The organism is Stappia sp. BW2 (assembly GCF_008107695.1).
Taxonomy (GTDB): domain Bacteria; phylum Pseudomonadota; class Alphaproteobacteria; order Rhizobiales; family Stappiaceae; genus Roseibium.
Genome location: NZ_VIRG01000053.1, coordinates 303,743 through 329,567 on the forward strand (window position 1 = coordinate 303,743; position 25,825 = coordinate 329,567).

Sequence of the window (25,825 nt, forward strand, 5' to 3'; positions counted from 1 at the left end):
GTCCTGCTGGGGAGCACGGGATGGGTGAAAGCCCACTGAAAACGGCGAGATAGAGATTGCGTACACGGTTAGTTGATTTCGACGCCGTCGGTTGGCTGAAGCGTGCCGCGAAAGCGGCCGGCGCGTTTGCTGTTGTGTCTATGTGTCTGGTCACCTTTGCCCAGGCCGAGACGCGTACCCTGAAGCTGTACAACGCGCACACCAAAGAGCGTGTCTCCATTACCTTCAAGAAAAACGGTCGGTATCTGCCCGACGGTCTGCGCGAAGCCAACCGCTTCCTGCGCGACTGGCGCCGCAACGAGATGACCAAGATCGATCCGGAACTTCTGGATCTCGTCTGGGAAGTGTACCAGAAGGTGGGCGCCCGCCAGCCGATCCACGTGGTTTCCAGCTACCGGTCCCCCGCGACCAACAACATGCTGCGCAAGCGGTCCTCGGGCGTTGCCAAGAACAGCCAGCACACGCTCGGCAAGGCCATGGACTTCTTCATTCCCGGCGTAAAGCTTGCGACCTTGCGCGCCACCGGGCTGCGCAAGCAAGTGGGCGGCGTGGGTTACTATCCAAGATCCGGCTCGCCGTTCGTTCACATGGACACCGGCAGCGTCCGTCACTGGCCGCGCATGACCCGCTCCCAGCTGGCCCGCGTGTTTCCCGATGGCAAGACGCTTCACATTCCTTCAGACGGCAAACCGCTGAGCGGCTACAAGCTTGCGCTCGCCGAAAGCAAATCCGGCCGCTCGCGCAGTTCCAAACCGACGATTGTTGCCTCCAACACACGCTCGAGCTCTTCCAAGGGCCTGAGCACCCGTAATCAGAACCTGACGAGTCCAGGCAAGCCTATCCCGGTGACCGCGAAGAATGACAACGATTCTTCCGGTGGCGGCAACCTGTTCGCCAGCCTGTTTGGCGGCGGCAATAACCGCGACGATAACGCAGCGAAGCGCCCGGGAGCGGTCGGCAACACACGATCCGCGCCGGTTACGGCCGCGGCTCCTGCCGTCGTGATCGAAAATCCGCCGGTTCCCGGCCGGAAAATCCTTGGCACCGAACCGGAAGCTCCAGCAGCAGCTCCGGCAGCGGCACCGATTGTCGTGGCCAGCAGCGCACCGATCGTCAAACCGCCTGCGGATATTCCCTCCGTTGCCGCAAGCAAGACGCCTCCGCCTGCACCCAACACACTTGATGCACAGCGGTTCGCCATCGAGACCGGCCAGCCAACGGCGGCCAGCCCGGCTACTGGCTCCGTTCCCGAGAAAACGATTGATTCGCGGTTCCAGGTTGCCACGCGCCTACCGGTGCATAAACCGAGCAAGGGCCTCAGCGATGCAGCCAGGGTCGCTGCAGCAAATCTTGGCCTGAGCGGCGATGTCCCGGTTCCGGGCTCTGCGCCGACCGACGATCCGGTCGCTGCAATCGCAGCAGCCACGGGCACTTCCGTGCCCTCACCGGTTCCTGCACCTCGCTCGGAAACCACACTCGCCTACGCATCCGCCTCGGCGACACCGCCCGCCTTGAGCCGCTCGCTGCGGCCGTCGGTCAACGAGCCGGCACGGGCACAGGCCAAACGGCCAGCCCCCAGCGCAACCGCCAAGGCTGCCCCGGCCCGTCAGCCGTCCGTCTCTGGCCGGATCCCCCGCGACCAGATTGTCGACCCGCTGGCCGGATTCGCGAGCTTGCCTGACAAGTCCGCCCCGACGCTCTTGTCGGGCGCAGGCACCACACGGCACCGCGCATTCGCATGGCTCAGCCACCCGAACCAGCGCCAGTTGAAGAACGTGATGATGCCCGGCAACCGCTTCGTTTCCGCCAGCTTTGAAAGCAATGCCTACAATGGCCTGCGGACAGACCGTTTCGACGGTCCGGCCGTCGTCATCCTTCCGGTCCGCTTCGCCCGCTAAGCGGTCAGACGGAAAATCCAGATAAAAAAAGAGCGGCATTTCTGCCGCTCTTTTCATGTCAGGGTGCGGTTCTTTCCGCTGATCAGCCTTCAGCGCCACCGGCACTGCCGGCCATGCCGAGTGCGTGCAGGTAGAGATCGAGAACCGCCTCTTCTTCTTCACGCTCATGAGGCTGCTTCTTGCGCAGGGAAACCACCTTCCGCAGGATCTTGACGTCGAAGCCGTTGCCCTTGGCTTCCGCGTAGACGTCCTTGATGTCATCGGAGATGACTTTCTTTTCTTCTTCCAGACGCTCGATACGCTCTACGAATGCACGCAGCTGGTCGCCTGCCACTCCACCGGGATCGGACATGTTTTCTGTTTCTCCTTCTCGTTCTTCCGTGTCGCGCTATGCGCGGTCTTAATGGCTGCGGCTGATCTTCAGCCGCCGTCAATCACCTGGCCGTGCGTTGCCAGACTGCGCACCGGCCGTCAAGCAGCCATGCGCGTTCTGGCCAGTGCAGGCTCAATGTTGGGGTTTGTTCTTTTCGAAAGCCGCCTGCTGATCCGCTGTCGCCTCGGACTGGTATTTGGCTTTCCAGTCGTCATAAGGCATGCCGTAGACGATTTCCCGGGCCTCGGCTTTTTCCAGTGAAACACCCTTTTCCTTCGCAGCGTCCTGATACCAGTTGGACAGGCAGTTGCGGCAGAAGCCGGCCAGATTCATCATGTCGATGTTCTGCACGTCAGTTCGACCGCGCAGATGGTCAACAAGGCGCCTGAAAACGGCAGCTTCCAGTTCGAGTTTCGTTTGATCGTCCATCTCGAAGGTCTCCCTCAACCGGACCGGTGAACCGGCCTTAAGCGGCGTCGCTGCGCGACTTGAAATGATGGATGCGCCGGCAGTCGGACATGCCGGCAATTTTTCTGATGACCGGCTCGAGGCGGTCCGCCCATTCAAGCGCTCCGGCGTCGTCTGCAATCAGGTCCTGCCGCAGTTCCAGAAGCGCATGTGCCAGTCCACGGCGCGTTGCGTGCCGGTACATTGTGTCGTTTTTGAGAGCCCCGTCGTAAGGTTCATTGTCGCCCACAATGATATCGTCCTGCGCCCTCAAACCCTCCAGCAAGGGCTGAACGGCCCGCGGGTCGCTGTCCCACAGCACAGTGACATGCCAGGGCCGCGGCACACCGCGCCAGACCGGTGTGAAGCTGTGAATGGAAAAGATCACCGGCGGATCGCTCCCCTCGACCATGGCGTCCAGCGTCTGGTCTATGAGATCGTGATAGGGTTTGTGGAACCGCTCTATCCTGTTCGCCCGTTCGTTCATGTCGACCTTGGCATTGCCCGGCACCACGGCGCCATCCGACAGACGCATGATCAGCGTCGGGTCGTCATCGCCCCGGTTGGGATCGATCAGCAGGCGCGAAAAGGTGGTCAGGCAAGCCGGCGCATTCAGCCGCTTCGCCAATTCGAGCGTCACCGCGCGCGCACCAATATCGTAACCGATATGCCGTTCGAACTGATCTGCCGGAACACCGAGATCGCCATAGGGCTCCGGAACGGTGTTGCGGGCATGATCGCACAGGAGCAGCACGCCGGAAGTTAAATCGCCTTTTACATATTCGGTCGGCTGAAAGGCCCGGCCGGTTTCGGCAGCTGGTTCTATCATGTCTCGCTTCACGGAAACTTCTGTGGCTCGCTATCGTGCAGGCGGTCAGGTTTACGGCAAAGCAGCGGCGGAACCAAGCCCGAAAACACCGCTTTCAGACAGCGTTTGAGCAGACCATCCACACCTTCCGTACGCCTGTGCTCTATCTATCGCCCGTTGATTTTGCCAACGTGTTAACAACGCGGTATACGCTTTATGGGCATCTAACATCGATATGAGGCGGTGCGGTCATGTTCCCGCCCCATTTCTGACGGCATAGGGGGTGAGACTGTTCAATCGGATAAAAAATCCGGACGGTTCGGGAAACAAGTCTGGGCGAAAGACTCCGTATCCCGTTAACGACGTTGACAAGGCCCCCTTGTCGACGCAAAAAGCGAATGTCTGTAAAGCAGCAAAGCGAATGACTGCATATGTTTAAGGTTGGGGAACGGAACCAGGGCGGGTCTCGGGCATGTGTCAGCGTGCCTGTGAAATTTGCCTTTGCTGCTTTCCTTGCCGTGCTGTTTTTCTCCGCATCCAGTGACGAAGCCAGAGCCGATCTGCGCCTTTGCAACAAGACCGACAGTCAGGTTGGTGTAGCCATCGGCTACAAGGACAAGACCGACTGGGTTACCGAAGGCTGGTGGAACCTTGCGTCCAACTCCTGCGAGACCCTGGTACCCGGGGCGCTGGTGTCACGATACTATTACATCTACGCAGTTGATTATGACCAATTCGGCGAATGGGGTGGCCGGGCGTTCATGTGCACCCGGGAAAAGGAATTCACCATTCGCGGTATTGAGGACTGTGTGGCTCGCGGATTCGAGCGGACGGGCTTTTTTGAAATCGACACGGGCGAACAGAGCAGCTGGACGGTCCAGCTGACCGAACCCGTGCAACAGGGGACAGGTGGGCGATGAGGCGTAACCGGCGAGTCAAAATTCTTGCAACTCTCGGACCCTCTTCCTCAGAACAAGACATCATCGAAAAATTGTATCGCTCCGGTGCGGACGTCTTCCGCATCAATATGAGCCATACCGATCATGATCGTCTGAAGATGCTTGTCGAACGCATCCGTTCTGTTGAGGAGAAGGTTGGACGGCCAATCGGCATTCTGGCCGATCTACAGGGGCCCAAGCTGCGCGTGGGAACTTTTGCCGAGGGTCCAGTAATGCTGGAAAACGGCGCAACGTTCACACTGGACGCCGACAAGTCCGGCGGTAGCGTGGACCGGGTGCATCTGCCGCATCCCGAAATTCTTCAGGCACTCGAGCCGGGCCACCGCCTGCTGCTCGACGACGGCAAGATCCAGCTCAAGGTTCTGGAAGCCGACCGCACCAGAGCGGTGACGGAAGTCATCGTCGGCGGCAAGCTGTCCGACCGCAAGGGCGTCAGCGTTCCCGATTCGGAAATCGCGACCAGCGCCATGACCGAGAAGGACCACAAGGACCTGATCGCGGCTCTCGACCAGAATGTCGACTGGGTCGCCCTGTCCTTCGTGCAGCGTCCGGATGACATCGCCGAAGTGCGCAAGATCACCCGTGGCCGCGCCGGCGTTCTGGCCAAGATCGAAAAGCCGCAGGCTATCGGCCGGCTGGACGAGATCATCGAGCTGTCCGACGCCATCATGGTTGCCCGTGGCGACCTGGGCGTGGAACTGCCGCTGGAACAGGTTCCCGGCCTGCAAAAGCGCATCACCCGTGCCTGCCGCCGCGCCGGCAAGCCGGTTGTGATCGCCACGCAGATGCTGGAATCCATGATCACCGCACCGGTACCGACCCGCGCCGAGGTGTCCGACGTCGCCACTGCCGTGTTTGAAGGTGCCGATGCGGTCATGCTGTCGGCCGAATCTGCCGCCGGTGATTTCCCCATCGAGGCGGTGTCCACCATGGACAAGATCGCCCAGCAGGTGGAACAGGACCCCAACTACCGCAACATCATCTATGCACAGCGGACCGAACCGGAAGCCACTGGCGCCGACGCAATTTCGGCAGCTGCCCGGCAGATTGCCGAAACGCTGAACCTGGCTGCTGTCGTCTGCTACACGACCTCCGGCGCAACAGGCCTGCGTGCCTCGCGTGAGCGTCCGTCCAGCCCGGTCATCGTTCTGTCGCCGGTGCTTGCGACGGCACGCCGCCTGTCGCTTGGCTGGGGCCTGCACTGCGTGGTCAGTGAAGATGCCTCCACTGAAGAAGACATGATCGACCGCGCTTGCCGAATCTCCTTCTCCGAGGAGTTCGCAAAACCGGGCCAGCGCATCATCGTGACCGCGGGCGTACCGTTCGGAACGCCGGGTTCCACGAACATGCTGCGGATTGCCTTTGTCGGAAACGACGGCCAGGGCGGCATTTGACGATCTAATCGGTTAAACGATCCGAATACGAAAAGGCGGCCTCCAGGCCGCCTTTTTCATGCCGTGGGAACTGGTTCTGGCTCGGCCCCTGTTCCAACTGCCTTCGCCTTGCCGCCCGACGCCACGACGCGAGCCACCAGCCTGTCGATACCGGAGACGATCTCATCCGTATGCGTATGCTGCGGCATGTGCCCCGCTGCGCCCAGCATCAGCAACTCCGCATCCGGCACATCCTGTAACAGGCCCTCACAATGGATCGACGGCCAGACCACCGCGTCTTTTGTTCCGGTGATGATCAGCGTCGGTTGGTCAAGGTGCCCGTAATGCGCCGACTGCTGCCGGACAGCCTGCCTCAGGCTGCATATGTCCGCCGCGTTCGAGCGAAAGCTTTCAGGCCGGAAGAGCAGCGGCACACGGACCGCATCGGCATAGCCTTCAACCGGTGGATCGGGATGAAAAACATGCCTCAGCATCTGCTGCACCAGCCGCTCGCCAACCGGGATCGTCAGTGTTCTGGAAAACAGCCAGCCGATGACGGGCAGTGCCGCAACCGTGTAGTACCAGTTGACCCCGCCCGGCCACACGTGGCTGACGGGTGCCAGGAAGACAAGCCCTTTCACCCTCTCCGGCACGGCGAGGCCCACCGCTGCCGTGACGGCTCCTCCAAGCGAATGCCCCACCACAATGGCGGACTCGATGCCAAGCTTTTCAAGTAGGCCGGTGATCAGCCTTGCCTGGCTCTCCGGGGTGTTCTGCCCTGTTCTTGAGCGCTGTGAGAACCCAAGTCCGGGGCGATCGATGAAGAGCAGCGGGTAACGCCCCCCAAAAGCGCCCTCAAACGCAAGTTTCATGTCATAGGCATTGCCGCTGGCGCCATGCAGGAACACCAGCACAGGCTGCTCGCTGGCCGCTTCAGATGCGGGAACGAAGTGATAGTGCATCTGCGCACCATCCACCTCGGCAAGATGACCGTCGGGTTCATAGGTACGCGAAATCTGCCCTGCCCTGAAAAGAGAATAGGCGAAAAACAATCCGGCGGCGGCGAGAAGAACAATCAGGAACGTGATCATACTGCGGACATAGCACCGCCCACACGACAATCAAGTCTGGCAACATTCAAGTCTGGCAGCAATCAGCTCCGCCGGCACCGGAGAAAACGCTGAGCCGCCCTCAGGTGGCTTCGCCCTCGGCTTCTTCTTCCAGATCCTTCACGGCCTTGGAGGCATTTTCCAGGCTCGGATTGATTTCAAGCGCCCGCTTGAACGTCGTCAGCGCCTCGCTTTCAAACCCCAGACGCCGCTGAATAATTGCAAGGCCCGACAAGGCTCCCCAATGACGTGGCTCCAGCGCCAGTGTGCGCTCGATATCCACCAGAGACTTGCCGAAATCCTCTTGCATGTAATGGACTGTCGCACGCCTGTTCCAGCCTTCCGCATAGGCCGGCTTCAGGATGACGACCGTGTCCAGCAGGTCAAGCGCCAAGGCATGATCATCAGCCTGGATGGCCTTGCCGGCCCGGGACATCAGCACGTCTACCGTATCGCTACCCGATTCCATCCAGAGCATCTGGATTTCCCGGCCGATACGCGAGGCTTCCTTTGGATTGTCCGATTTGGCGAGGTTGGCAAAAAGCTCATCCAGACGAGACTTCTCGTCGTCCGGATCTGTCTCCTCGACCACCACCTGCCCACCTTCTTCCGGAAGATCGTCAGGAAGCGCGTTGAAGTCTTCGGCGGACGGAGGCTCTACCTCCGGACCGAGATCGGGAACAGGCTGTGCGCCAGCGAGACCGGCACCAGCAAGAAACAGAAAGCCAAACACAAAAATCCGCATCCGACGATTATGGGTCGTTGGATGCGGCGGTCAATCCTGGAATTTGACACATCTTCGTGCACCAGCGTGGCAATGGCCCGATTCACTCCTCGAACAACAAGACAAGGCCTTGCTCAGGAAGAGGTTTCCGGGTCTTTCGCCACGCTATGCGCAGCAACAAGATCAGCCCTGGCGTGCTTTGAAACGCGGGTTTTTCTTGTTGATGATGTAGACACGGCCTTTACGGCGAACCATGCGGTTGTCGCGGTGGCGGGTCATGAGCGCTTTGAGCGAATTTTTGATCTTCATGTCACTGTCCCCACAAGGGTCCTGCTTCTATAAACCAAATGAGCGCCAAAGGCGCTCACGTTTAACTGGATTGGCCTTGAAGCAGCGGCAGAACTTGCGCCTGTCTTCAGATCAACCCGCGCCTCTCGAAACCTTGATCAGCGCAATAATGGTGGGCGTGACAGGGATTGAACCTGTGACCCCTTCGATGTCAACGAAGTGCTCTCCCGCTGAGCTACACGCCCGAATTTCTCGGTAGTCCGGCGCCCCAGCGCCGTGGTGGAGTGCGATATAACGGGGATCGGCAAACTGTGCAACCCCCCTTTTTCACCGAACCGTCAAAATTTCCCCAGCCCGGTTGTCAGCCCCAGTTTTCCGCAGCGTCACCACCTTGTCAGGCGGCCAGCATGCGTTCCACTTCCTGCACCAGGTCCTTCAGATGGAACGGCTTTGAAAGGACTTTCGCGTCCTTGGGCGCATCCGATTCCGGATTGAGCGCAACAGCTGCAAAACCCGTTATGAACATCACCTTGAGATCCGGATCGAGTTCCGTCGCCCGGCGGGCCAACTCGATCCCGTCCATTTCAGGCATCACGATATCGGTCAGAAGCAATGAAAACGGTTCTTCGCGCAGGCGCTCGTAGGCGCTTTTGCCGTTGTCGAACGAAACGACGTCGTGACCGGCATTTTCCAGCGCCTTCGCCAGAAAGCGGCGCATATCATTATCATCTTCGGCAAGCAGGATACGCGGCATCGTAATTGACCAGGTCCTTTGTTCGTGTGGGCTCTCTGTTCCCTTTCTGCCGGTTATAGCTCGAATTCCACAGAATGATAGGGTGAATTGGCTCACACACCCATGGTGTGGATAGCCAGTTGTTGAGAACAACCCTTCCATGGGGCCTCCCATACGGGAAGCCCTCTTAACGCAGGGGAAATCATCCAGCCACCTCCCCTTGCAACGCGCTGAGCCTCTGCCAGGCCCGCGCAAACCGACTGTCAGCGCCCTCTTTCGCAGCGGCATTGCCCACAAGTGCGCAGGCTTTTGATCCTCTCGAGGTGGACGGCGCGACGATTCCTTGGCACCATAGGAAATGGCCTGCACCGGGCGGCAACCAGGACACAGCATTGACGGACGACAAGCAGCCTTCCTCCCCAGCCTCTTTCGAGGCGGATTTTAACGGCTTTCCCGCATTCGAAGTTCTGTGCCCGGCAGACCAGAGGGTGCCGTTCGTTTTCAATTCGCCTCATTCCGGACGGCAATATTCCAAAGGTTTTCTTGCTTCCTCCCGTCTGAACGAAACCGCGATCCGGCGGTCGGAAGACGCTTTTGTCGACGATCTGTTCACCCATGTCGTACCGCTGGGTGCACCGCTTCTGCGTGCGCACTTTCCCAGAGCCTATCTCGATGTGAATCGCGAACCCTACGAACTCGATCCGAAAATGTTCGAGGGACGCCTGCCGACTTATGCAAACAGCCGCTCGATACGCGTGGCAGGCGGTCTTGGCACGGTGGCCCGCATCGTCAGCGAGAACCACGAGATCTATCGGCACAAGCTGCCGGTTGCCGAGGCACTCAGCCGCGTGGAGGAAATCTACAAGCCGTATCACACGACATTGCGCCGGCTTTTGGCCCAGACCCACGTGACCTTCGGCTTTGCTGTTCTGATCGATTGCCACTCCATGCCGTCCAGCGTGAAATGCCAGACGACCGACACGCGCCCGGACTTCATCCTTGGTGACCGCTACGGCACAAGCTGCACCAGTGAACTCACGGACTTCGCCTGCTCGGTTCTGAAGGAAATGGGCTATAGCGTTTCCCGCAACAAGCCTTACGCAGGCGGCTTCATCACCGAGCACTACGGCCGCCCCACAAGCGGCCTTCACGCCCTACAGATCGAAATCAATCGCGGGCTCTATATGGACGAGGAAACGCACCAGCCAACTCCTGGCTTTGGTGACCTCTTTCATAATCTGCGCCAGTTTGCCCGCGAGTTGACATCCATGCCGGACGCAGCCCTGCCGGCAGATTCCATCGCAGCGGAATAAAACCATCAGGACAAAAAAAAGGCCGCTCTCGAAAGAGGCGGCCCGAGTCTAGGGAGGAAACGCCCAAGGAGGGCGGTACGACACAACGTATCGCACCGCAATAAAATCGCATTGCACCGCACAAAGGTCAAGCCCGACACCCCCTTTGAACTGATCAAAGTATGAGCAGTGGTTCATGTTTTGCAGATTCATTTTTTTGCAGAACCGGTTATACAAGCGGCAATTCACTTTGATTTCGGTTTTGTGCGGTTTCCGCAACCAGGAGGTAATGATGTCGGCAGGGCCTGTTTCCAGTTCAAATATGTTCGCCCCGTTCCTGGACAGGCTGGCGGAAGCCGCCAGTGGTGCGATCATGCCGCATTTCCGTCAGGGTTTCGAGGTCGACAACAAGTGGGAAACGGGGTTTGACCCTGTCACCATCGCCGACAAGAACGGTGAAACCGCAATGCGTGCGCTGATCAACGAAACCTATCCAGACCACGGAATCCTTGGCGAAGAACACGGTCCGGAGAATCTCGAAGCGGAAAATGTGTGGGTGCTCGACCCGATTGACGGCACACGCGCCTTCATCACCGGCCTGCCAACCTGGGGAACACTGATCGGCCTGAGAACCGGCGGCATTCCGAGCCTTGGCATGATGGTTCAGCCCTATATCGGCGAGCGTTTTGGCGGTGATGGCAAGACGGCCTGGTACGATGGCTCCTTGGGGAACAGGCAACTTCGGACACGTCCCTGCGCCCGTCTGGAAGATGCCACTATTTTCACCACCACTCCGGCACTTTTTACTGAAAATGAGCGCCCGGCCTTCGACCGGATCGAAACCGCCGTGCAGTTATCCCGCTATGGCACCGACTGCTATGCCTATTGCATGGTGGCTGCCGGCCATGGTGACGCGGTGATCGAATCCGGCCTGCAAGCCTATGATATCGTTGCACTTGTTCCGATCATTGAAGGGGCTGGTGGCGTTGTCACCACATGGACCGGCGGGTCACCCGCCGATGGTGGCCAGATCGTCGCCTCAGGCGACCCGCGCCTCCACGAAATCCTGCTGCGGGATTTGGCAAAAGCGGGCTGACGGCGCTCATGGCCCAATCAAGGGACCTGGATCAGCTTCTGGCGCGTTCCAGCGCCTGTTCAGCCTCCAGACCCGGAATGAAGGCGTCGAACGCTGCCCAGAACTGATCACGGAAGGCATCGCGCTCCATCATCAGTTCGTGTTCGGCCCCCGCGATTTCCACATAGGCCGTCGCCTTCGCCCGTGCGACAAAGTCCTCGATCATGGGCGTGGAGACGATCCGGTCTTTCCCCGCCGCCAGCATCAGGCAGGGCAATTTGATGTTCGGCCCGGCCTCCCGCCGGCGGAGCGCCAGCATGGTCCGGCCGGTCGTGGCCAGCCAACCGAGCGTTGGCGAGCCGACGCCCAGTTCCGGTGCCTTTTCCAGAACCTTGTTGAAGCGTTCGAACCGTACCCTGTCTGTCGTTTGCCGGTTGACCTCATAGGCCACCGAAATCTCGGCATTGCCCCCGGGAACAAACAGCCTGCCGAAACCGAACAATGACAACAGGCGGGCGGCGGGAATGGCAACCTTTTCGATCAGCGAGGACGTCTTGGGGGATGTTGCCTTCAGGCCCGGTCGTCCGAACAGGCCAAGGGTAAGTATGCGCAGGGCCTTCCGGTAGCCGGAGACCAGACCAGGCGACCATGTTCCGGCCGGCAGGCCCAGAAGCGGCGCGGTCAGCACCGCCCGGTCCAGCATGGTCCGCAAGCGGTCGGTGTCGGACAGAACCACAAGCCCACCGGTGGAATGAGCCAGCGCGAAATGTGGTCCGGGGTAGGTCGCCAGCGACACTTCCTTGAGCACCGTGCGCAGATCCAGCTTGTACTTGTTGAAGTTCGAGACATGACCGCGCCTGGGATTGCGGGTCAGCCGTTGAGAACCGCCCTGCCCACGCCAATCGAAGGCGATGACGGCAAAGCCTCGTTTGCGAAGATCTTCGATCACCTCGAAGTATTTTTCGATAAACTCTGCCCGCCCCTGAAGCAGGGTCACCGTGCCCTTGCGACGGGCGCCCGCGGCCGGCCAGTGCGCATACCGGATCTTCTTGCCATCCGGCGTCGTAACGAACCCGGATCGCGCCCCGTCTGGCACCGGATTGTCGGGATGATCGATCAGGGTCATGCGCTGCGAATCACTCGGCTTCGTTGAGAGCTTGTTTCTCAAACAGATAAAGGTTTTTCGTCAAGAACACATCACCCCTGCCGGCACTGCTGGCCCGGATATGCGCGCACTTGCGCCCCTATGTGATACCCGCATCCCGCATGCCCCTCAACAGGGTTCAGGCCGGCTCCCTGGGAAGCCGGCCCTGAAAATCTCAGATCGCGAGGAACCGCGTATCAGTACCAACGGCGCTGCCACTGATGACCACGATGACCGATCGGATGGCTGCGAACGATATTGGCGTTCCGGCTATCAACGACCATCCGGACCCGCATGCCGCGCCAGCCCTTTGCCTTGACGATATACATCGGGCCACGACGGTCGAGGATGCGGATGTGATGAAAACCACGGTGACGCAGGCTACGGCGGATTTCACGCGGCCCCATTTCGAAGTGACGGCCACCATGACGGCCATTCCAGTTGCCACCGCGCCCGTTACCACGGCGATGATCGACCTTGACCACCAGTTCGGCTTTCGCCGGGTCGATCTGGGTCTTGCCGGCCAGCGGCGCCGCGGATGCGGTGCTGATGAAACCGGCGGACACCAGCAGAATGGCACCGGCGATCGGGGCGGACAATTTCGAAATATTGGCAAACATCTTCAAATCTCCTGTCTGTTCCGCCAGCGCCGTGCTGACGTTGGACTGAAGATGCACCGGACCACTTGAACGCAACCGGAAGGCATCGTTCATCTGGCGTTCATGTTTCGGCGACGCCCTTCTCGCCTGCCCTCTTGAAATGAAAATCCGAATTACCAAATCTCGGTAAGCAAGCGCCAACACGGGTTTGCACCGCAGCCTGTCCCGCCAATTCGGGGGACGAAGGACTGCTCAACATCAGTGAAGTATCAGTTGCTCAAGAGAGGACAGACACATGCGTCACTTGGACTTTTCTCCGCTTTACCGCTCCACCGTCGGTTTTGACCGGCTTTTCTCGATGCTTGATGCCGCCGGCAACGAAGCACCGAGCTATCCGCCCTATAACATCGAGCGCACAGGCGAAAATGCCTACCGCATCACGATGGCCGTGGCTGGTTTTTCCGGCGACGAACTGAGCGTCGAAGCCAAGGAACACACGCTCACCATCAAGGGTGAAAAAGCTGAAGAAGATGCCAACCGGGAAATTCTCTACCGCGGCATCGCCTCGCGCACCTTTGAGCGCCGCTTCCAGATTGCCGAACATGTTCGCGTGGAAGGGGCAAGCCTCGAAAACGGCTTGCTGCACGTTGACCTTGTCCGGGAAATTCCGGAAGCCATGAAGCCGCGCAAGATTGAAATCACCAGCGGTGAAACCAAGCAAATCGAAACCACGGCGCACTAATCGCCTGGTTCAACTTGCTGAAATCGCATCTTTGGGGCGCCTGGGAAACCAGGCGCCTTTTTTGGTGCTTGTGCGGAGAAGATCGCGAGTTGGGAACGGGTCTCAAACAGTCCCGGCAAGCACCTTCAGAAACGCGTCGACGTCTTCATCCGTCGTTGCGAAACTGGTGACCATACGCACGCAGACCTCGTCTGCAGCTGGCGCATGACCTTCGGCAAGACCTTTGGCGGGCCATTCGTAAAGCATGGCACCCGCCGCCTGCAGCGCCTCCATCTGGCTGCGCTTGAGGATTGGAAACAGCTCGTTGGCCTCCACCGCCCAGGCCGTCCGCCCGCCGGCGTCCCGGATGCCCTCGGCAAGACGCGTGGCCATTCCGTTGGCGTGGCTTGCGTTCGCCAGCCAGGTATCATCCTGGAAATAGCCTTCGAACTGGGCAGCCACAAACCGGCTCTTGGAAAACAGGTGGCCGCCGCGCTTGCGGAAATACTCGAACTGTTTCGCTGCTTCCAGGTCGAAAAACACCACCGCTTCGGCGCACCAGCAGCCGTTTTTGGTAGCTCCGAACGACAGCACGTCCACCCCGGCCTTCCAGGTCATGTCGGCAGCCGAACAGCCAAGTGTCACAAGCGCATTGGCAAACCGTGCGCCGTCCATGTGAAGCGGCACGGAGCGCGACCGGCAGACGTCCTTGATCGCCCTGATTTCATCCAGCGTGTAAACGGTTCCGCATTCGGTCGCCTGGCTGATGGAAACGGAGGCGACCTGACCGTGATGAACCACGCCGTCGGGAACCTGCGCCATCTTTTCACGAAGCGCTTCGGCGGAGAAGCGGCCATCTGTCCCCTCGACGCCCAGCAGCTTGTTGCCACCGGTCATGAACTCGGGGCAGTTGCACTCGTCAACCTGGATGTGTGCACTGGAATGGCAGAAGATCGCCCCACCTGGTTTCGCGCAGGCGGCCAGAGCCAGCGAATTCGCCGCCGAACCGGTCGCCACGAAAAAGACGGCAACGTCCCGTTCGAAGATCTCGCTAAAGGTGGCGGAGACGGCGTCGGTCAAAGGGTCGGTGCCATAGGCAGGCGAGAACCCTTCGTTATGGCGGGTCAACGCCGACATCACCGCCGGAGCTGCACCCGCCCAATTGTCGCTAGCAAAATTCATGTGCCGGTTTAATCACTTGGCAGAACAACCGGCAACTGATTTTTCAGTAGTACATCTCGCGTTTGCGGTAGGACCGGCCAAGCAGCCAATCCAGCGAAACGACACCCGGGCCCTTGAGCAACGGCACCAGCAGCAGGAAGATCCAGAGCAACCGGTCATCGGCGATGATCGCATAAGGCTGACCGTCAAACAGAGCCCCGATGGTCTTGGCATCGGCCCCATGACCGTAGACATCGACATAGGTCATCACGCAGATGAAAACGATCATGCCGAGGCTGGCAAAACGAGTGAAGAGACCGACAACCACCATCACCGGCAGAATGAATTCGCCCCAGGTGCCCAGAAGAACCATGAGACCATAGGGAAAGAACGCAATCTGGCTGGTGTCGTAACTGACCTGCTCCATCATCTTCGGCAGCATCTGCGCATAAGCACCCGCTGTCGGCGTGAAGATGTTCATGATGCTGCCGCCGATTTTCGTCATCGCCGAGTTCAGGAAGAACTGCAGCAGGATCGCGGCAAAAATGAACCGGGCGGCAAGCCCGATGAACCAGCCATCCGTCAGCCGTTCCAGAGCTCCGAACACCATCGTGTAGAGCCTGACAAAAAATCCAATCAGCACACCCATTTAATCCCCCTTGATCAAGCAGCATCCCTATGCCGCGTGTTTGTTACTCGTCCAGCAGCAGACCGGAAAAGGCACCGGCGGCAAGACAGTCCGACAGGCAATCGGACAAGGAAAACGATTCGTCCTCTTCCTGTGCCCGGCCCGCCGCATCTGCAAGCGTATGCCCTTGCAGGAGGTCCAACGTAAACCCGGCACCGCCCGCACGCAGCAGAAAGACATTCACATCCATGTCTGGCCGGGTGATCAACACCGACTGCGGCTCTGAAAGATCGGCGGCCCCGACCTCATCAGGCTCAAACCTGTTGGCCCGTGCGATTGTCCACACCGGCCAGCGGGAAGTCACCACATGGACCGCAGGATGCGGCGTAAAACGAACATCCCCCAGCCGCTGCGGATCAATGTCCCCAAGCCTCGCCGGATCGAGAGCCGCCTCATCCGCCGCATGATAGGCTTGCAGCCAGGCCCATTCCAGCCGGGCAACGTCGCCAAGATAGGGATAGGACTGAAGCGGCGGGAAGGCGCTCAGAAAATCTGCGAATTCGGCACCATACCAGATCAGGACCGGCGATGCCGGCGGATGGGCCGTCACGAAGGCCCTTGCAAGCGCCTTGAAATAGTCGTCACCCAGCAACGTCTTCACGGCGGGAAACGTTTCACCCAGCGCTTCGCTCAGGCTGACGATCACATTGTTGCGGTAGACATTGAACCGCTTGGGTGCCGTCTGCCCGTCCGGTCCGGTCAGTCCGTCGGGCGTGGCCGATTGCGGATCGAACAGCGCGCGTCCGAAAGAAGCGGCATCAACCTGCGGAGGGGACAGAGGGCTTCGCATTTCAGACCGCATGCTTTCGTCTGGCCCCTGCGGGCTGCGCCAGTATCCGGTCTGCGGCCTGTGCCTCGGCAAGCAGAACCGGCCAGGCAGGAACATTGTTGTCCCATTCGATCAAGGTCGGCAGCGGGCCGTTTGCGCCAATAACGTCTTCATAGAGCTGCCAGACCGCCGTATCGACCTCACGATCATGAGCGTCGATCAGAAGCGGCCGGCCGGCATCGTCCTGGTCCGGGGCATGCCCCCCAAGGTGTATCTCGCCCACGGCGGCCATCGGAAAGGCCGCCAGATAGTCCGAGGCAGATCTTTCATGGTTCGTGCAGGACACATGAACGTTGTTGATGTCGAGCAGCAAACCGCAGCCGGTCCGACGCACGATCTCGCTCAGGAAATCCAGTTCGCTCATCGTGCTCTGCGCGAAGGCGACATAGGTCGACGGATTTTCCAGAAGCATCCGGCGCCCAACGGTTTCCTGCACTTCGTCGATATGGTCGCACACCCGGTTCAGCGTGGCCTCGTCATAGGGCACCGGCAAGAGATCGTTGAAATAGGTGGTGTCGTGGGACGACCAGGCCAGATGTTCTGAAAACAGTCCCGGCTCGTATCGCCGGTTCAGATTCGACAAGCGCTGCAGGTGCTCCTTGTCGAGTGGCTGTTCACCGCCAATCGAGAGACCAACACCATGAAGGGACAAGGGATACCGCGAGCGGATGGCTTCCAGTTGCCGGTGCGGCGGTCCGCCTGCACCCATGTAGTTTTCGGCATGAACTTCAAAAAAACCGATATCGGCACCTGTTTCCAGGATATCCGCCACATGGTCCGCCTTCAGGCCGGCCCCGGCGCGTGCCGGAACAACGGCTCCGCTACGCAGTGCCGGTTCTGATCGGGTGTCGGAAACCATGGTACTCTCCAGATGGAAAACAGAGTGTCAGGCAGGCGCACTGGCTGAGGATAACTTCAGACCGCTTCGGCTGAAGCACCATGGCTGATGGAATTGAACTAAATGTGTGCCCTATCCACCCTGTGGGCAAATGCGGGCTTTCCAATCGCCTGCCTGAACAAGTTGCCGCGGATGCGGCCGATCAAGCCTTATCAGGCTTCGGGAAGGTCGCGCTTGAGTTCCGTAAGGGAGCCGTGACGGCCACCGGGAACATCCATCGTCGTGCACGTGCCTTTCGGGACCAGTGTCCAGGCGTTACCCTGATAGTCGATCGTCGAAGTGCCTGCGCAGGTCGTGCCAGGGCCGGCCTTGCAGTCGTTTTGCCCCTTCAGGGACACGCCATAGCATTTTTCCTTGGCCTGGGCATTGGCAGGCACAGTTGACGACAGACCCGCAACGGCGGTCGCAACCGCACCGGCAACAAAAGCTGCAGACATGGCCTTATGCTTCATCTTGATCTCCTCGGTTCCGTTTCAAATTCTTCACGTTCCGGCGTTCTTGCCGGACCGACAGTCACCAAGTGTAGATGACCCTATTGAGGGTAAATAGGAAATCAAACGCATGTGACTGTTTTGCGAGCATAACCGCACAAAGTTTAACAAACGCAAGATTCTTACTTATTTTCCATTGGTTTTGAGCTTTCCGGATGATTGGCACTTTTTGCGCGAAACAATTATAATGCGGCGACGCAGAAACACTCTTGCTCACGACGGCGAAATCTGTCATGTTCGCGCCGCTTGGAATAGGACAGGTATGCTGTCCCAATTATCACCATGCTCAAAACGGCCCGGATAGGGCGCACGACAAAGCGGCATGGACGATGACAGGCTGACCACTCGGCGGATCCAGGGAGGATCCGTAAGGAAGCGAGACGGAATGTTTCGGCAGCGGGGAACCGCTGCGTCAATGCGGCGGTTTGCTTTGATAAACTGCTGAGGTTAATACAACAACAGAGCCGGGGCGGGAAAGCCAGGGTTCGCCGGACCGCATTCTTGATGGGATGCGACCCGAACGGAACCGGACGCTCCCAACGACGGCGGCACTGGGGTTAACAGTGAGGGCGCACATGACGAAGATAGAGCTGACGACCAGCACAGCCATGCAAGAGGGGAACGTGGACATGAAGACCACAGCAACCACCACACTTGCGGAACGACTGAGCACGGCCGCCGACAAAGGGCTCTATAATCCGTCGCGCGAACACGATGCGTGTGGTGTCGGCTTTGTCGCCCACATGAAAGGCGAGAAATCTCACAAGATTGTTGCCGATGGCTTGCAGGTTCTGGAAAACCTCACCCACCGCGGCGCGGTTGGTGCCGACCCGCTGATGGGCGACGGCGCCGGCATGCTGGTGCAAATCCCGCACCCCTTCTTTGCAGAGGAACTGGCGAAGGCCGGAACCACGCTTCCCGATGCCGGTGAATATGGCGTCGGCTTCATCTTCTTTCCGCAGGACGACGAGCTGCGCGCCAAGTGCGAAGCCATCATCGAGCGCGTCATTGAAGACGAAGGCAAGGAGCTGATCGGCTGGCGCGACGTGCCTGTCGACAACTCCTCCCTGTCCAAGGCACCCGACATCGCCGCCACCGAGCCGGTTTCCCGTCAGGTCTTCATCCGCAAGACCGGCGGTGAAGCCGATGACTTCGAACGTCGCCTTTATGTGCTGCGCAAGGTTATCTCGAACCGCGTGCGTGCCGAAACCGATGCGGTTTCGAAGGGCTTCTATATCGTTTCCATGTCCAGCCGGACCATCGTCTACAAAGGCATGTTCCTGGCCTATCAGCTCGGCGCCTATTACGCCGACCTGAAGGACGAGCGTTTTTCGTCTGCCCTGGCCCTTGTCCACCAGCGTTTTTCCACCAACACGTTCCCGTCCTGGGATCTGTCGCACCCCTACCGGATGGTCGCGCATAATGGTGAGATCAACACGCTGCGCGGCAACGTCAACTGGATGGCGGCGCGTCAGGCGTCGGTGTCGTCCGCGTTGCTTGGCGATGACATCTCCAAGCTCTGGCCGATTTCCTATGAAGGCCAGTCCGATACGGCCTGCTTCGACAATGCGCTCGAATTCCTGGTCATGGGCGGTTATTCGCTCGCACATGCGGCGATGATGCTGATCCCGGAAGCCTGGGCCGGCAACCCGTTGATGGACGACAACCGCCGGGCTTTCTACGAATATCACGCAGCCCTGATGGAACCGTGGGACGGTCCGGCAGCCGTTGCCTTTACCGATGGCCGCCAGATTGGCGCAACGCTGGACCGGAACGGCCTGCGTCCGGCCCGCTACATCGTCACCGACGACGATTTTGTCATCATGTCCTCCGAAGTTGGCGTTTTGCCGGTTGAAGAAGAGCGCATCGTCCAGAAATGGCGTCTGCAGCCGGGCAAGATGCTGCTGATCGACCTGGACGAAGGCCGGATCGTTTCCGACGACGAAATCAAGCGGCAGCTTTCCACCGCCAACCCGTACAAGGACTGGCTGCACCGGTCCCAGATCGTTCTGGAAGACCTTCCGGGCGTGCGCCAGCGCGCGCCGGTTGCCGGTGAAAGCCTGCTCGACCGTCAGCAGGCCTTCGGCTACACGGAAGAAGACATCAAGCTTCTGATGACGCCGATGGCGACCGTCGGCCAGGAAGCCATCGGCTCCATGGGCACGGACACGCCGATTTCCGCGCTCTCCGACAAGTCGAAGCTGCTTTACACCTATTTCAAGCAGAACTTCGCCCAGGTCACCAACCCGCCGATCGACCCGATCCGCGAGGAACTGGTGATGAGCCTTGTGTCCTTCATCGGTCCGCGTCCGAACATCTTCGACCTGGAAGGCATGTCGACCTCCAAGCGTCTGGAAGTGCGCCAGCCGATCCTCACCAACGAGGACCTGGAGAAGATCCGCGCCATCGGCGACATTGCCGACAACCAGTTCTCCGCCAAGACGCTGGACATCACCTACAATTCCGAAAAAGGCGCCGTCGGCATGGAAGGCGCGCTGGACGAATTGTGCGAGCGTGCCGAAAAAGCGGTTCTGGACGGATACAACATCATCATCCTGTCCGACCGTCTGATCAGCCGGTCGCGCATTGCGATCCCTGCCCTTCTGGCAACGGCGGCCGTGCACCATCACCTCATCCGCAAGGGTCTGAGAACCTCTGTCGGCCTCGTGGTGGAAACCGGTGAAGCGCGCGAAGTGCACCACTTCTGTGTTCTGGCCGGCTATGGCGCGGAAGCGATCAACCCCTATCTGGCGTTCGAAACGCTGCTTTCCATGCACATGGAAATGGATTTCCCCGAGGAAGTCGATCAGGACGAAGTCGTCTACCGCTACATCAAGTCCATCGACAAGGGCATCCTGAAGGTCATGTCCAAGATGGGCATTTCGACCTACCAGTCCTATTGCGGCGCGCAGATCTTCGACGCGGTCGGCCTCGGTTCGGAGTTCGTGAAGAAGTACTTCTTCGGCACCGCAACCATGATCGAAGGCATCGACCTTGCCGAAGTCGCCAATGAAACCGTCTTGCGCCACGAGCAGGCCTTTGGCGATGTCGCCATCCTGCGCCGGTCGCTGGAAGTTGGCGGTGAATACGCTTACCGGACACGCGGCGAAAGCCACATGTGGACGCCGGACTCCGTCGCCCTGTTGCAGCATGCGGTGCGTGCGAAACTTCCCGAGACCTATCGCGCTTTCGCACAGGAAGTGAACGAGAAGAGCGGACGCTACGCCATCCGCGGCCTCTTCCGGATCAAGTCCGCGGACGAAATCGGCCGTTCGCCGATCTCGCTCGACGAGGTGGAACCGGCCGAAGCCATCGTCAAGCGCTTCGTCACAGGCGCCATGTCGTTCGGCTCGATCTCCCGCGAAGCTCACACGACGCTGGCCATCGCGATGAACCAGATCGGCGGCAAGTCGAATACGGGTGAAGGCGGCGAGGAACCGGAACGTTTCAATCCGCTTCCGGACGGCTCGTCCAATCCGCAGCGCTCTGCCATCAAGCAGGTTGCTTCCGGCCGTTTCGGCGTGACCACGGAATATCTGGTCAACTCCGACATGATCCAGATTAAGGTTGCCCAGGGTGCCAAGCCCGGCGAAGGCGGCCAGTTGCCGGGTCACAAGGTGGATGCGGTCATCGCGAAAGTGCGTCACTCGACACCGGGTGTCGGCCTGATTTCGCCGCCCCCGCACCATGACATCTATTCCATCGAGGATCTGGCGCAGCTCATCTACGATCTGAAGAACGTCAATCCGGAAGCCGACATCTCGGTCAAGCTGGTGTCGGAAGTGGGCGTAGGCACGGTCGCGGCGGGCGTTGCCAAGGCACGTGCCGACCACATCACGATTTCCGGTTACGACGGCGGCACCGGCGCTTCGCCGCTGACCTCGATCAAACACGCGGGCTCTCCGTGGGAAATCGGCCTTGCCGAAACCCAGCAGACCCTGGTGCTGAACGGGCTGCGCTCGCGCATCGCCCTTCAGGTCGACGGCGGCATCCGCACCGGCCGCGACGTCATCATCGGCGCCCTGCTCGGCGCTGACGAATTCGGCTTCTCGACCGCACCGTTGATCGCCGCAGGCTGCCTGATGATGCGCAAATGCCATCTCAACACCTGCCCGGTCGGCATTGCCACCCAGGATCCGGTCCTGCGCAAGCGCTTCAAGGGCACGCCGGAACATGTCATCAACTACTTCTTCTTCGTCGCCGAGGAAGTTCGCGAACTGATGGCAAATCTCGGCTTCAAAACGCTGGAAGAGATGATCGGCCGGTCCGACTTCCTCGACAAGGAAGCCGCGCTCGATCACTGGAAGGCAAAGGGTCTCGATTTCTCCCGTATTTTCTTCCAGCCGGAAGCAAAACCGGAAGAAACCCGCTGGACCGCCCGTCAGGATCACCCGATCCACGACATTCTGGACCGTCGCCTGATTGCAGCCGCCAAGCCTGCTCTCGACAACAAGGAACCCACGATTGTCGACGAGACGATCTGTTCCGTCGACCGCTCGGTAGGCGCCATGCTCTCCGGCGAAATTGCCAAGCGCTATGGCAACAAGGGCCTGAAGCAACCTGACACGCTCAAGATCAATCTGAAGGGCACCGCCGGCCAGGCATTCGGCGCCTTCGTCGCCCGCGGCGTCACCATTGATCTTGTCGGCGACGCCAACGACTACGTCGGCAAGGGTCTTGCCGGTGGCAAGCTGATTGTCCGTCCGCCAGAAAATACCCGGATCGTGCCGGAAAACTCCATCATCGTCGGAAACACGGTGCTGTATGGTGCCACCGAGGGTGAATGCTACTTCCGCGGCGTTGCCGGGGAACGGTTCGCGGTTCGCAACTCCGGCGCCCTTGCGGTTGTCGAAGGCGTGGGCGACCACGGCTGCGAATACATGACCGGCGGCGTCGTCGTCGTGATCGGCCAGACCGGACGCAACTTCGCGGCCGGCATGTCCGGCGGCATTGCCTATGTGCTCGACGAAGACGGCACGTTCGGCTCTCGCTGTAACCTGGCCATGGTCGAACTGGAACCGGTGACCGAAGAAGACGATCTTCTGGAGAAGCTGCATCACCATGGCGGCGACATCGAGCACAAGGGCCGTGTGGACCTGTCCTGTGACATGACACGCCATGACGACGAGCGCCTGCGCCAGATGCTGACGAAACATCTGGAACTGACCGGCTCGACAAAGGCCAGGGAAATCCTCGACAACTGGGCACAGTACCGGCCCAAGTTCGTCAAGGTCATGCCGGCCGAATACCGCCGGGCCCTGCGCGAAATGGAAGAACAACGGCTCGGCATGGTCGCCGCAGAATAATCCGGCCAAACACACGAACAGGCTCTCGGCCGCTTGAGGCGGCCGATTGCAGCCACTCTGGACAGACGCATGACATTTTGAGGAGGTCGCCTTGGGCAAGGTAACCGGTTTTATGGAAATCGATCGGCAGGAACAGAAGTATCAGCCTGCCTCTGACCGTATTCGCCATTTCCGCGAGTTCACCATTCCGCTGAACGACCAGGACGTCATGAATCAGGCGGCCCGCTGCATGGATTGCGGCATTCCGTTCTGCCATGGTCCAACGGGCTGTCCGGTCAACAACCAGATCCCGGACTGGAACGATCTGGTCTATCAGGGCGACTGGGACTTCGCGCTCAAGAACCTGCATTCCACCAACAACTTCCCCGAGTTCACCGGACGCATCTGTCCGGCCCCATGCGAGGAAGCCTGCACGCTGAACCTGGAAGACATTCCGGTCAACATCAAGAGCGTCGAACAGGCGATTGCCGACAAGGGCTGGGAAGAGGGCTGGATCGTCCCGGAACTTTCCGCCACCAAGACCGGCAAGGCGGTTGCCATCATCGGCTCCGGCCCTGCTGGCATGGCAGCAGCCCAGCAGCTCGCCCGTGCGGGCCACACGGTGCATGTCTACGAGCGCGAACCGAAGGCCGGTGGCCTGATGCGCTACGGCATTCCCGACTTCAAGATGGAAAAGCACTACATCGACCGCCGCGTTAAGCAGATGGAAGCGGAAGGCGTGACCTTCCATTACGGCGTCAATGTCGGCGTAACGGTTGCCCTTGAGGAACTGGCCGAGCGTCATGACGCGGTCATCCTGTGTGCAGGCGCCGAACGCCCGCGTGACCCGGGTGTCTCCGGCATGGAGCTGGAAGGCTGCCATTGGGCAATGCCATATCTCGTCCAGCAGAACCGCCGCGTCGGCGGCGAGCCGGAAGGCGACGAAGCTCCGATCTGGGCTGGCGGCAAGCATGTGGTCGTCATTGGCGGCGGCGACACCGCATCCGACTGTGTCGGCACGGCATTCCGTCAGGGGGCTCTGTCGGTTACTCAGCTCGACATCCGTCCGATCCCGCCGCTGAAGGAAGACAAACTGGCCATCTGGCCCTATTGGCCAACCAAGTTCCGCACGTCCTCCTCGCAGGCCGAAGGCGCCGAGCGTGAGTTCTCCGCTGCGACCCTGGCCCTCGTCGGCGAAGACGGCAAGATCATCGGTGTCAAATGCGCGCGCGTCGATGAAAAGCGCCGCCCGATCGAAGGCACCGAGTTCATCCTGCGCGCCGACCTTGTTCTGGCCGCCATCGGCTTTTCCGGCCCGTTGCTGGAAACCTACATCGCCGAAGCCGGCGAGAAGCTGGAACTGGACGGCCGCACCAACGTCAAGGCCAACACCGAGGACTACAAGACCAGCATGGACAAGGTGTTCGCCGCCGGTGACGTCCGCAAGGGCCAGTCTCTCGTTGTCTGGGCCATTCGCGAAGGCCGCCAGGCCGCACGCGCCGTCGATGAATTCCTGACCGGTTCCACCGACCTGCCGCGGTAAGCTCTTTCCGGACAAAAACAAAACCCCCGCAGGCAATTGTCTGCGGGGGTTTTTGCTTTTTCAGGTCCTGATCGTGTCTCAGGGCATCCCGGGTCGCACGGTCACCGAGACCCGGCCTTGTGCATCCTGACTGGCAGCACCGCTCAAAGGTCCCCTCAGGGCGGCCCCTGCCGGGAAAGTTACATCCTCGTCCGCGGCCACGGGTTCAGATTTCACCACCACAGGCATGCGCGGATCATCCACACGCCCCTGCATCGGCGGCAAAGGCTCACCCTTCACGAAAAAACGATAGGTTCTGGTCGCCGGGTCGATTTCCTCATCGTCCTCCCCCCCCAGAAGCAATGCCTCCGGGGAGGTGGTGCGTCCGGTCAGAACGATGAAGTTGGGGTCATCTTCCACACCCTCGAAGGCAAGTCCGCCATAGCCACCCAGCAGACGCGAGAGTTCCCGTTCAACGAAGAATGCGACTTTCCGATAACCGGCCCAGGTGAAACCGATCTTGTTGTTGGTGCGCAGTCGTGTGTTCTTGCCGTCGACATCCGGCCCATATGACGAATAGCTACCGTCCTCGGCCAGGAAGATATCCCAGATATCAACATAGCGAACGCGCCTGTCTTCCGACGCACTCTGGAAGATCGAGTTGAGCTGGGTGAAATCGGCATTCACCAATTCATCGCTTGTTGGCGGCAGGCCGGCCCAGACAAGCGGTTTCTTTTCCTGGCGCACCACGCGCACCAGCGCATCGACCTTCTTGCGGTAGCTGTCCAGCCATTCGGCGGTCATGAATTCGACGGGCGGGTCGCCGGGAAAGGCTTTGCCAAGATCCTGCCGGCCGATCATCACCACGACGGCCTGAACATCCGCCCCCCGAATTCTGGAGACCACCTGCGTTGCCCAGTCGGGCGATCCCTCGCCCACAAAACCTTCCTTGTCCTCGGTAATGGCCTCGACACGGATCTGCGGTTTTTGCGCGAGCGTGTATTTCAGCCCGTCGGCCACACCGCGTGCCATCCGGTCTCCAACCACAAGGATCAGACCGGCGTCTGCGTCTTTTTCGAGAACGTCGAATTTGGGCGGAGCCCCGGCGGGCCGGGAAACCCTCTGTTTTCTCGGGGTTTTTTGTGGCTTCTTGACGCGTTTTTCCGCACCGCCACCAAACAGACGCTGAAGAGGAGCGAACGGATTGAAGCCCCGGAAGGGCCCGTTCTGCGCAACCACGATCTCACCGCGCGGCACATCCTGTGCGGCGGAAATACCGGCAGAACAGAAAACCAGCACAAGACCGAGAGCAACGGCAAACCGGAGCGAGGCGGGGAGCCCGCCCTTGCCTTCCTCTTGCCGTGTCCGAATTCTCACGCTGCGCTCCTGCTGCGGCTGAACTCCACTC

23 protein-coding genes and 1 tRNA gene are annotated in these 25,825 nt (G+C 59.9%); 8 read left to right on the plus strand and 16 right to left on the minus strand.

Annotated features, from left to right (window positions below):
• Positions 1-140: 140 nt before the first annotated feature.
• A complete protein-coding gene (gene mepK, locus FMN63_RS05700; RefSeq protein WP_209000971.1) occupies positions 141-1,898 on the plus strand; it encodes a peptidoglycan L,D-endopeptidase MepK in 1,758 nt (585 codons plus the stop codon).
• An 82-nt stretch (positions 1,899-1,980) separates the two neighbouring features.
• On the opposite strand, the gene FMN63_RS05705 is transcribed toward mepK, so the two are convergent.
• The 3 genes from FMN63_RS05705 to FMN63_RS05715 all read right to left on the minus strand — a co-directional run bounded on the left by FMN63_RS05705 (position 1,981) and on the right by FMN63_RS05715 (position 3,547).
• Positions 1,981-2,250 (minus strand): DUF2312 domain-containing protein, encoded by a 270-nt coding sequence (locus FMN63_RS05705; RefSeq protein WP_148582977.1) that lies wholly within the window; start codon positions 2,248-2,250, stop codon positions 1,981-1,983.
• A gap of 153 nt (positions 2,251-2,403) precedes the next feature.
• Positions 2,404-2,700 (minus strand): DUF1244 domain-containing protein, encoded by a 297-nt coding sequence (locus tag FMN63_RS05710; RefSeq protein ID WP_148582978.1) that lies wholly within the window; start codon positions 2,698-2,700, stop codon positions 2,404-2,406.
• A 37-nt stretch (positions 2,701-2,737) separates the two neighbouring features.
• A complete protein-coding gene (locus tag FMN63_RS05715; protein ID WP_148582979.1) occupies positions 2,738-3,547 on the minus strand; it encodes an N-formylglutamate amidohydrolase in 810 nt (269 codons plus the stop codon).
• A gap of 461 nt (positions 3,548-4,008) precedes the next feature.
• Between FMN63_RS05715 and FMN63_RS05720 the strand changes: the two genes are divergently transcribed.
• The gene (locus tag FMN63_RS05720; RefSeq protein WP_006932202.1) at positions 4,009-4,446 is read left to right on the plus strand and encodes a DUF1036 domain-containing protein; all 438 of its coding nucleotides are present in this window, start codon (positions 4,009-4,011) and stop codon (positions 4,444-4,446) included.
• Positions 4,443-5,879 carry a pyruvate kinase gene (gene pyk, locus FMN63_RS05725; RefSeq protein WP_148582980.1) on the plus strand — a complete coding sequence of 479 codons (1,437 nt, stop codon included), beginning with the start codon at positions 4,443-4,445 and terminating at the stop codon, positions 5,877-5,879. Before FMN63_RS05720 ends, pyk begins: the two co-directional genes overlap by 4 nt.
• Before the next feature lie 56 nt (positions 5,880-5,935).
• Here the strand turns inward: pyk and FMN63_RS05730 are convergent, their stop codons facing one another.
• The 5 genes from FMN63_RS05730 to cpdR form a co-directional block, all read right to left on the minus strand.
• Entirely contained in the window at positions 5,936-6,949 is a 1,014-nt protein-coding gene (locus tag FMN63_RS05730; RefSeq protein WP_209000954.1) for an alpha/beta fold hydrolase, read from the minus strand.
• Positions 6,950-7,049: 100 nt separating this feature from the next.
• Positions 7,050-7,712: a tetratricopeptide repeat protein gene (locus tag FMN63_RS05735; protein WP_148582982.1), complete on the minus strand. Its 663-nt coding sequence runs from the start codon at positions 7,710-7,712 to the stop codon at positions 7,050-7,052.
• Positions 7,713-7,874: 162 nt separating this feature from the next.
• Positions 7,875-8,000: a type B 50S ribosomal protein L36 gene (ykgO, locus tag FMN63_RS05740; protein WP_006932207.1), complete on the minus strand. Its 126-nt coding sequence runs from the start codon at positions 7,998-8,000 to the stop codon at positions 7,875-7,877.
• Between the two features lie 149 nt (positions 8,001-8,149).
• A tRNA-Val gene (locus FMN63_RS05745) sits at positions 8,150-8,224 on the minus strand.
• Between the two features lie 149 nt (positions 8,225-8,373).
• A complete protein-coding gene (gene cpdR, locus FMN63_RS05750) occupies positions 8,374-8,733 on the minus strand; it encodes a cell cycle two-component system response regulator CpdR (protein WP_148582983.1) in 360 nt (119 codons plus the stop codon).
• 446 nt (positions 8,734-9,179) lie between these two features.
• On the opposite strand from cpdR, the gene FMN63_RS05755 reads away from it, so the two are divergent.
• On the plus strand, positions 9,180-10,025 hold the full coding sequence (locus FMN63_RS05755; protein ID WP_286192550.1) for an N-formylglutamate amidohydrolase: 846 nt from the start codon (positions 9,180-9,182) through the stop codon (positions 10,023-10,025).
• A gap of 268 nt (positions 10,026-10,293) precedes the next feature.
• A complete protein-coding gene (gene hisN, locus FMN63_RS05760; RefSeq protein ID WP_148582985.1) occupies positions 10,294-11,100 on the plus strand; it encodes a histidinol-phosphatase in 807 nt (268 codons plus the stop codon).
• A gap of 31 nt (positions 11,101-11,131) precedes the next feature.
• Here the strand turns inward: hisN and FMN63_RS05765 are convergent, their stop codons facing one another.
• On the minus strand, positions 11,132-12,205 hold the full coding sequence (locus tag FMN63_RS05765) for an alpha/beta fold hydrolase (protein WP_148582986.1): 1,074 nt from the start codon (positions 12,203-12,205) through the stop codon (positions 11,132-11,134).
• Positions 12,206-12,420: 215 nt separating this feature from the next.
• A complete protein-coding gene (locus tag FMN63_RS05770) occupies positions 12,421-12,936 on the minus strand; it encodes a hypothetical protein (RefSeq protein ID WP_148582987.1) in 516 nt (171 codons plus the stop codon).
• Between the two features lie 181 nt (positions 12,937-13,117).
• Between FMN63_RS05770 and FMN63_RS05775 the strand changes: the two genes are divergently transcribed.
• A complete protein-coding gene (locus FMN63_RS05775; RefSeq protein ID WP_148582988.1) occupies positions 13,118-13,564 on the plus strand; it encodes an Hsp20 family protein in 447 nt (148 codons plus the stop codon).
• A 102-nt stretch (positions 13,565-13,666) separates the two neighbouring features.
• Here FMN63_RS05775 and FMN63_RS05780 read toward each other — a convergent pair whose 3' ends face one another.
• The 5 genes from FMN63_RS05780 to FMN63_RS05800 form a co-directional block, all read right to left on the minus strand.
• Positions 13,667-14,725, minus strand: coding sequence for a threonine aldolase family protein (locus FMN63_RS05780; RefSeq protein ID WP_148582989.1), 1,059 nt, complete (start codon positions 14,723-14,725; stop codon positions 13,667-13,669).
• 43 nt (positions 14,726-14,768) lie between these two features.
• Positions 14,769-15,353 (minus strand): DoxX family protein, encoded by a 585-nt coding sequence (locus FMN63_RS05785; protein ID WP_148582990.1) that lies wholly within the window; start codon positions 15,351-15,353, stop codon positions 14,769-14,771.
• A gap of 43 nt (positions 15,354-15,396) precedes the next feature.
• The gene (locus FMN63_RS05790) at positions 15,397-16,182 is read right to left on the minus strand and encodes an HvfC/BufC N-terminal domain-containing protein (protein WP_148582991.1); all 786 of its coding nucleotides are present in this window, start codon (positions 16,180-16,182) and stop codon (positions 15,397-15,399) included.
• A 1-nt stretch (position 16,183) separates the two neighbouring features.
• Positions 16,184-17,080 (minus strand): MNIO family bufferin maturase, encoded by an 897-nt coding sequence (gene bufB / locus FMN63_RS05795; protein ID WP_148582992.1) that lies wholly within the window; start codon positions 17,078-17,080, stop codon positions 16,184-16,186.
• A 191-nt stretch (positions 17,081-17,271) separates the two neighbouring features.
• Entirely contained in the window at positions 17,272-17,571 is a 300-nt protein-coding gene (locus tag FMN63_RS05800; RefSeq protein WP_148582993.1) for a BufA1 family periplasmic bufferin-type metallophore, read from the minus strand.
• 614 nt (positions 17,572-18,185) lie between these two features.
• On the opposite strand from FMN63_RS05800, the gene gltB reads away from it, so the two are divergent.
• Together gltB and FMN63_RS05810 are read left to right on the plus strand one after the other, a co-directional pair.
• Positions 18,186-22,916, plus strand: coding sequence for a glutamate synthase large subunit (gltB, locus tag FMN63_RS05805; RefSeq protein WP_148582994.1), 4,731 nt, complete (start codon positions 18,186-18,188; stop codon positions 22,914-22,916).
• Positions 22,917-23,007: 91 nt separating this feature from the next.
• Positions 23,008-24,438 carry a glutamate synthase subunit beta gene (locus FMN63_RS05810; RefSeq protein ID WP_148582995.1) on the plus strand — a complete coding sequence of 477 codons (1,431 nt, stop codon included), beginning with the start codon at positions 23,008-23,010 and terminating at the stop codon, positions 24,436-24,438.
• A gap of 78 nt (positions 24,439-24,516) precedes the next feature.
• Here FMN63_RS05810 and FMN63_RS05815 read toward each other — a convergent pair whose 3' ends face one another.
• The gene (locus tag FMN63_RS05815) at positions 24,517-25,794 is read right to left on the minus strand and encodes an SGNH/GDSL hydrolase family protein (protein WP_148582996.1); all 1,278 of its coding nucleotides are present in this window, start codon (positions 25,792-25,794) and stop codon (positions 24,517-24,519) included.
• Positions 25,795-25,825 lie beyond the last annotated feature (31 nt).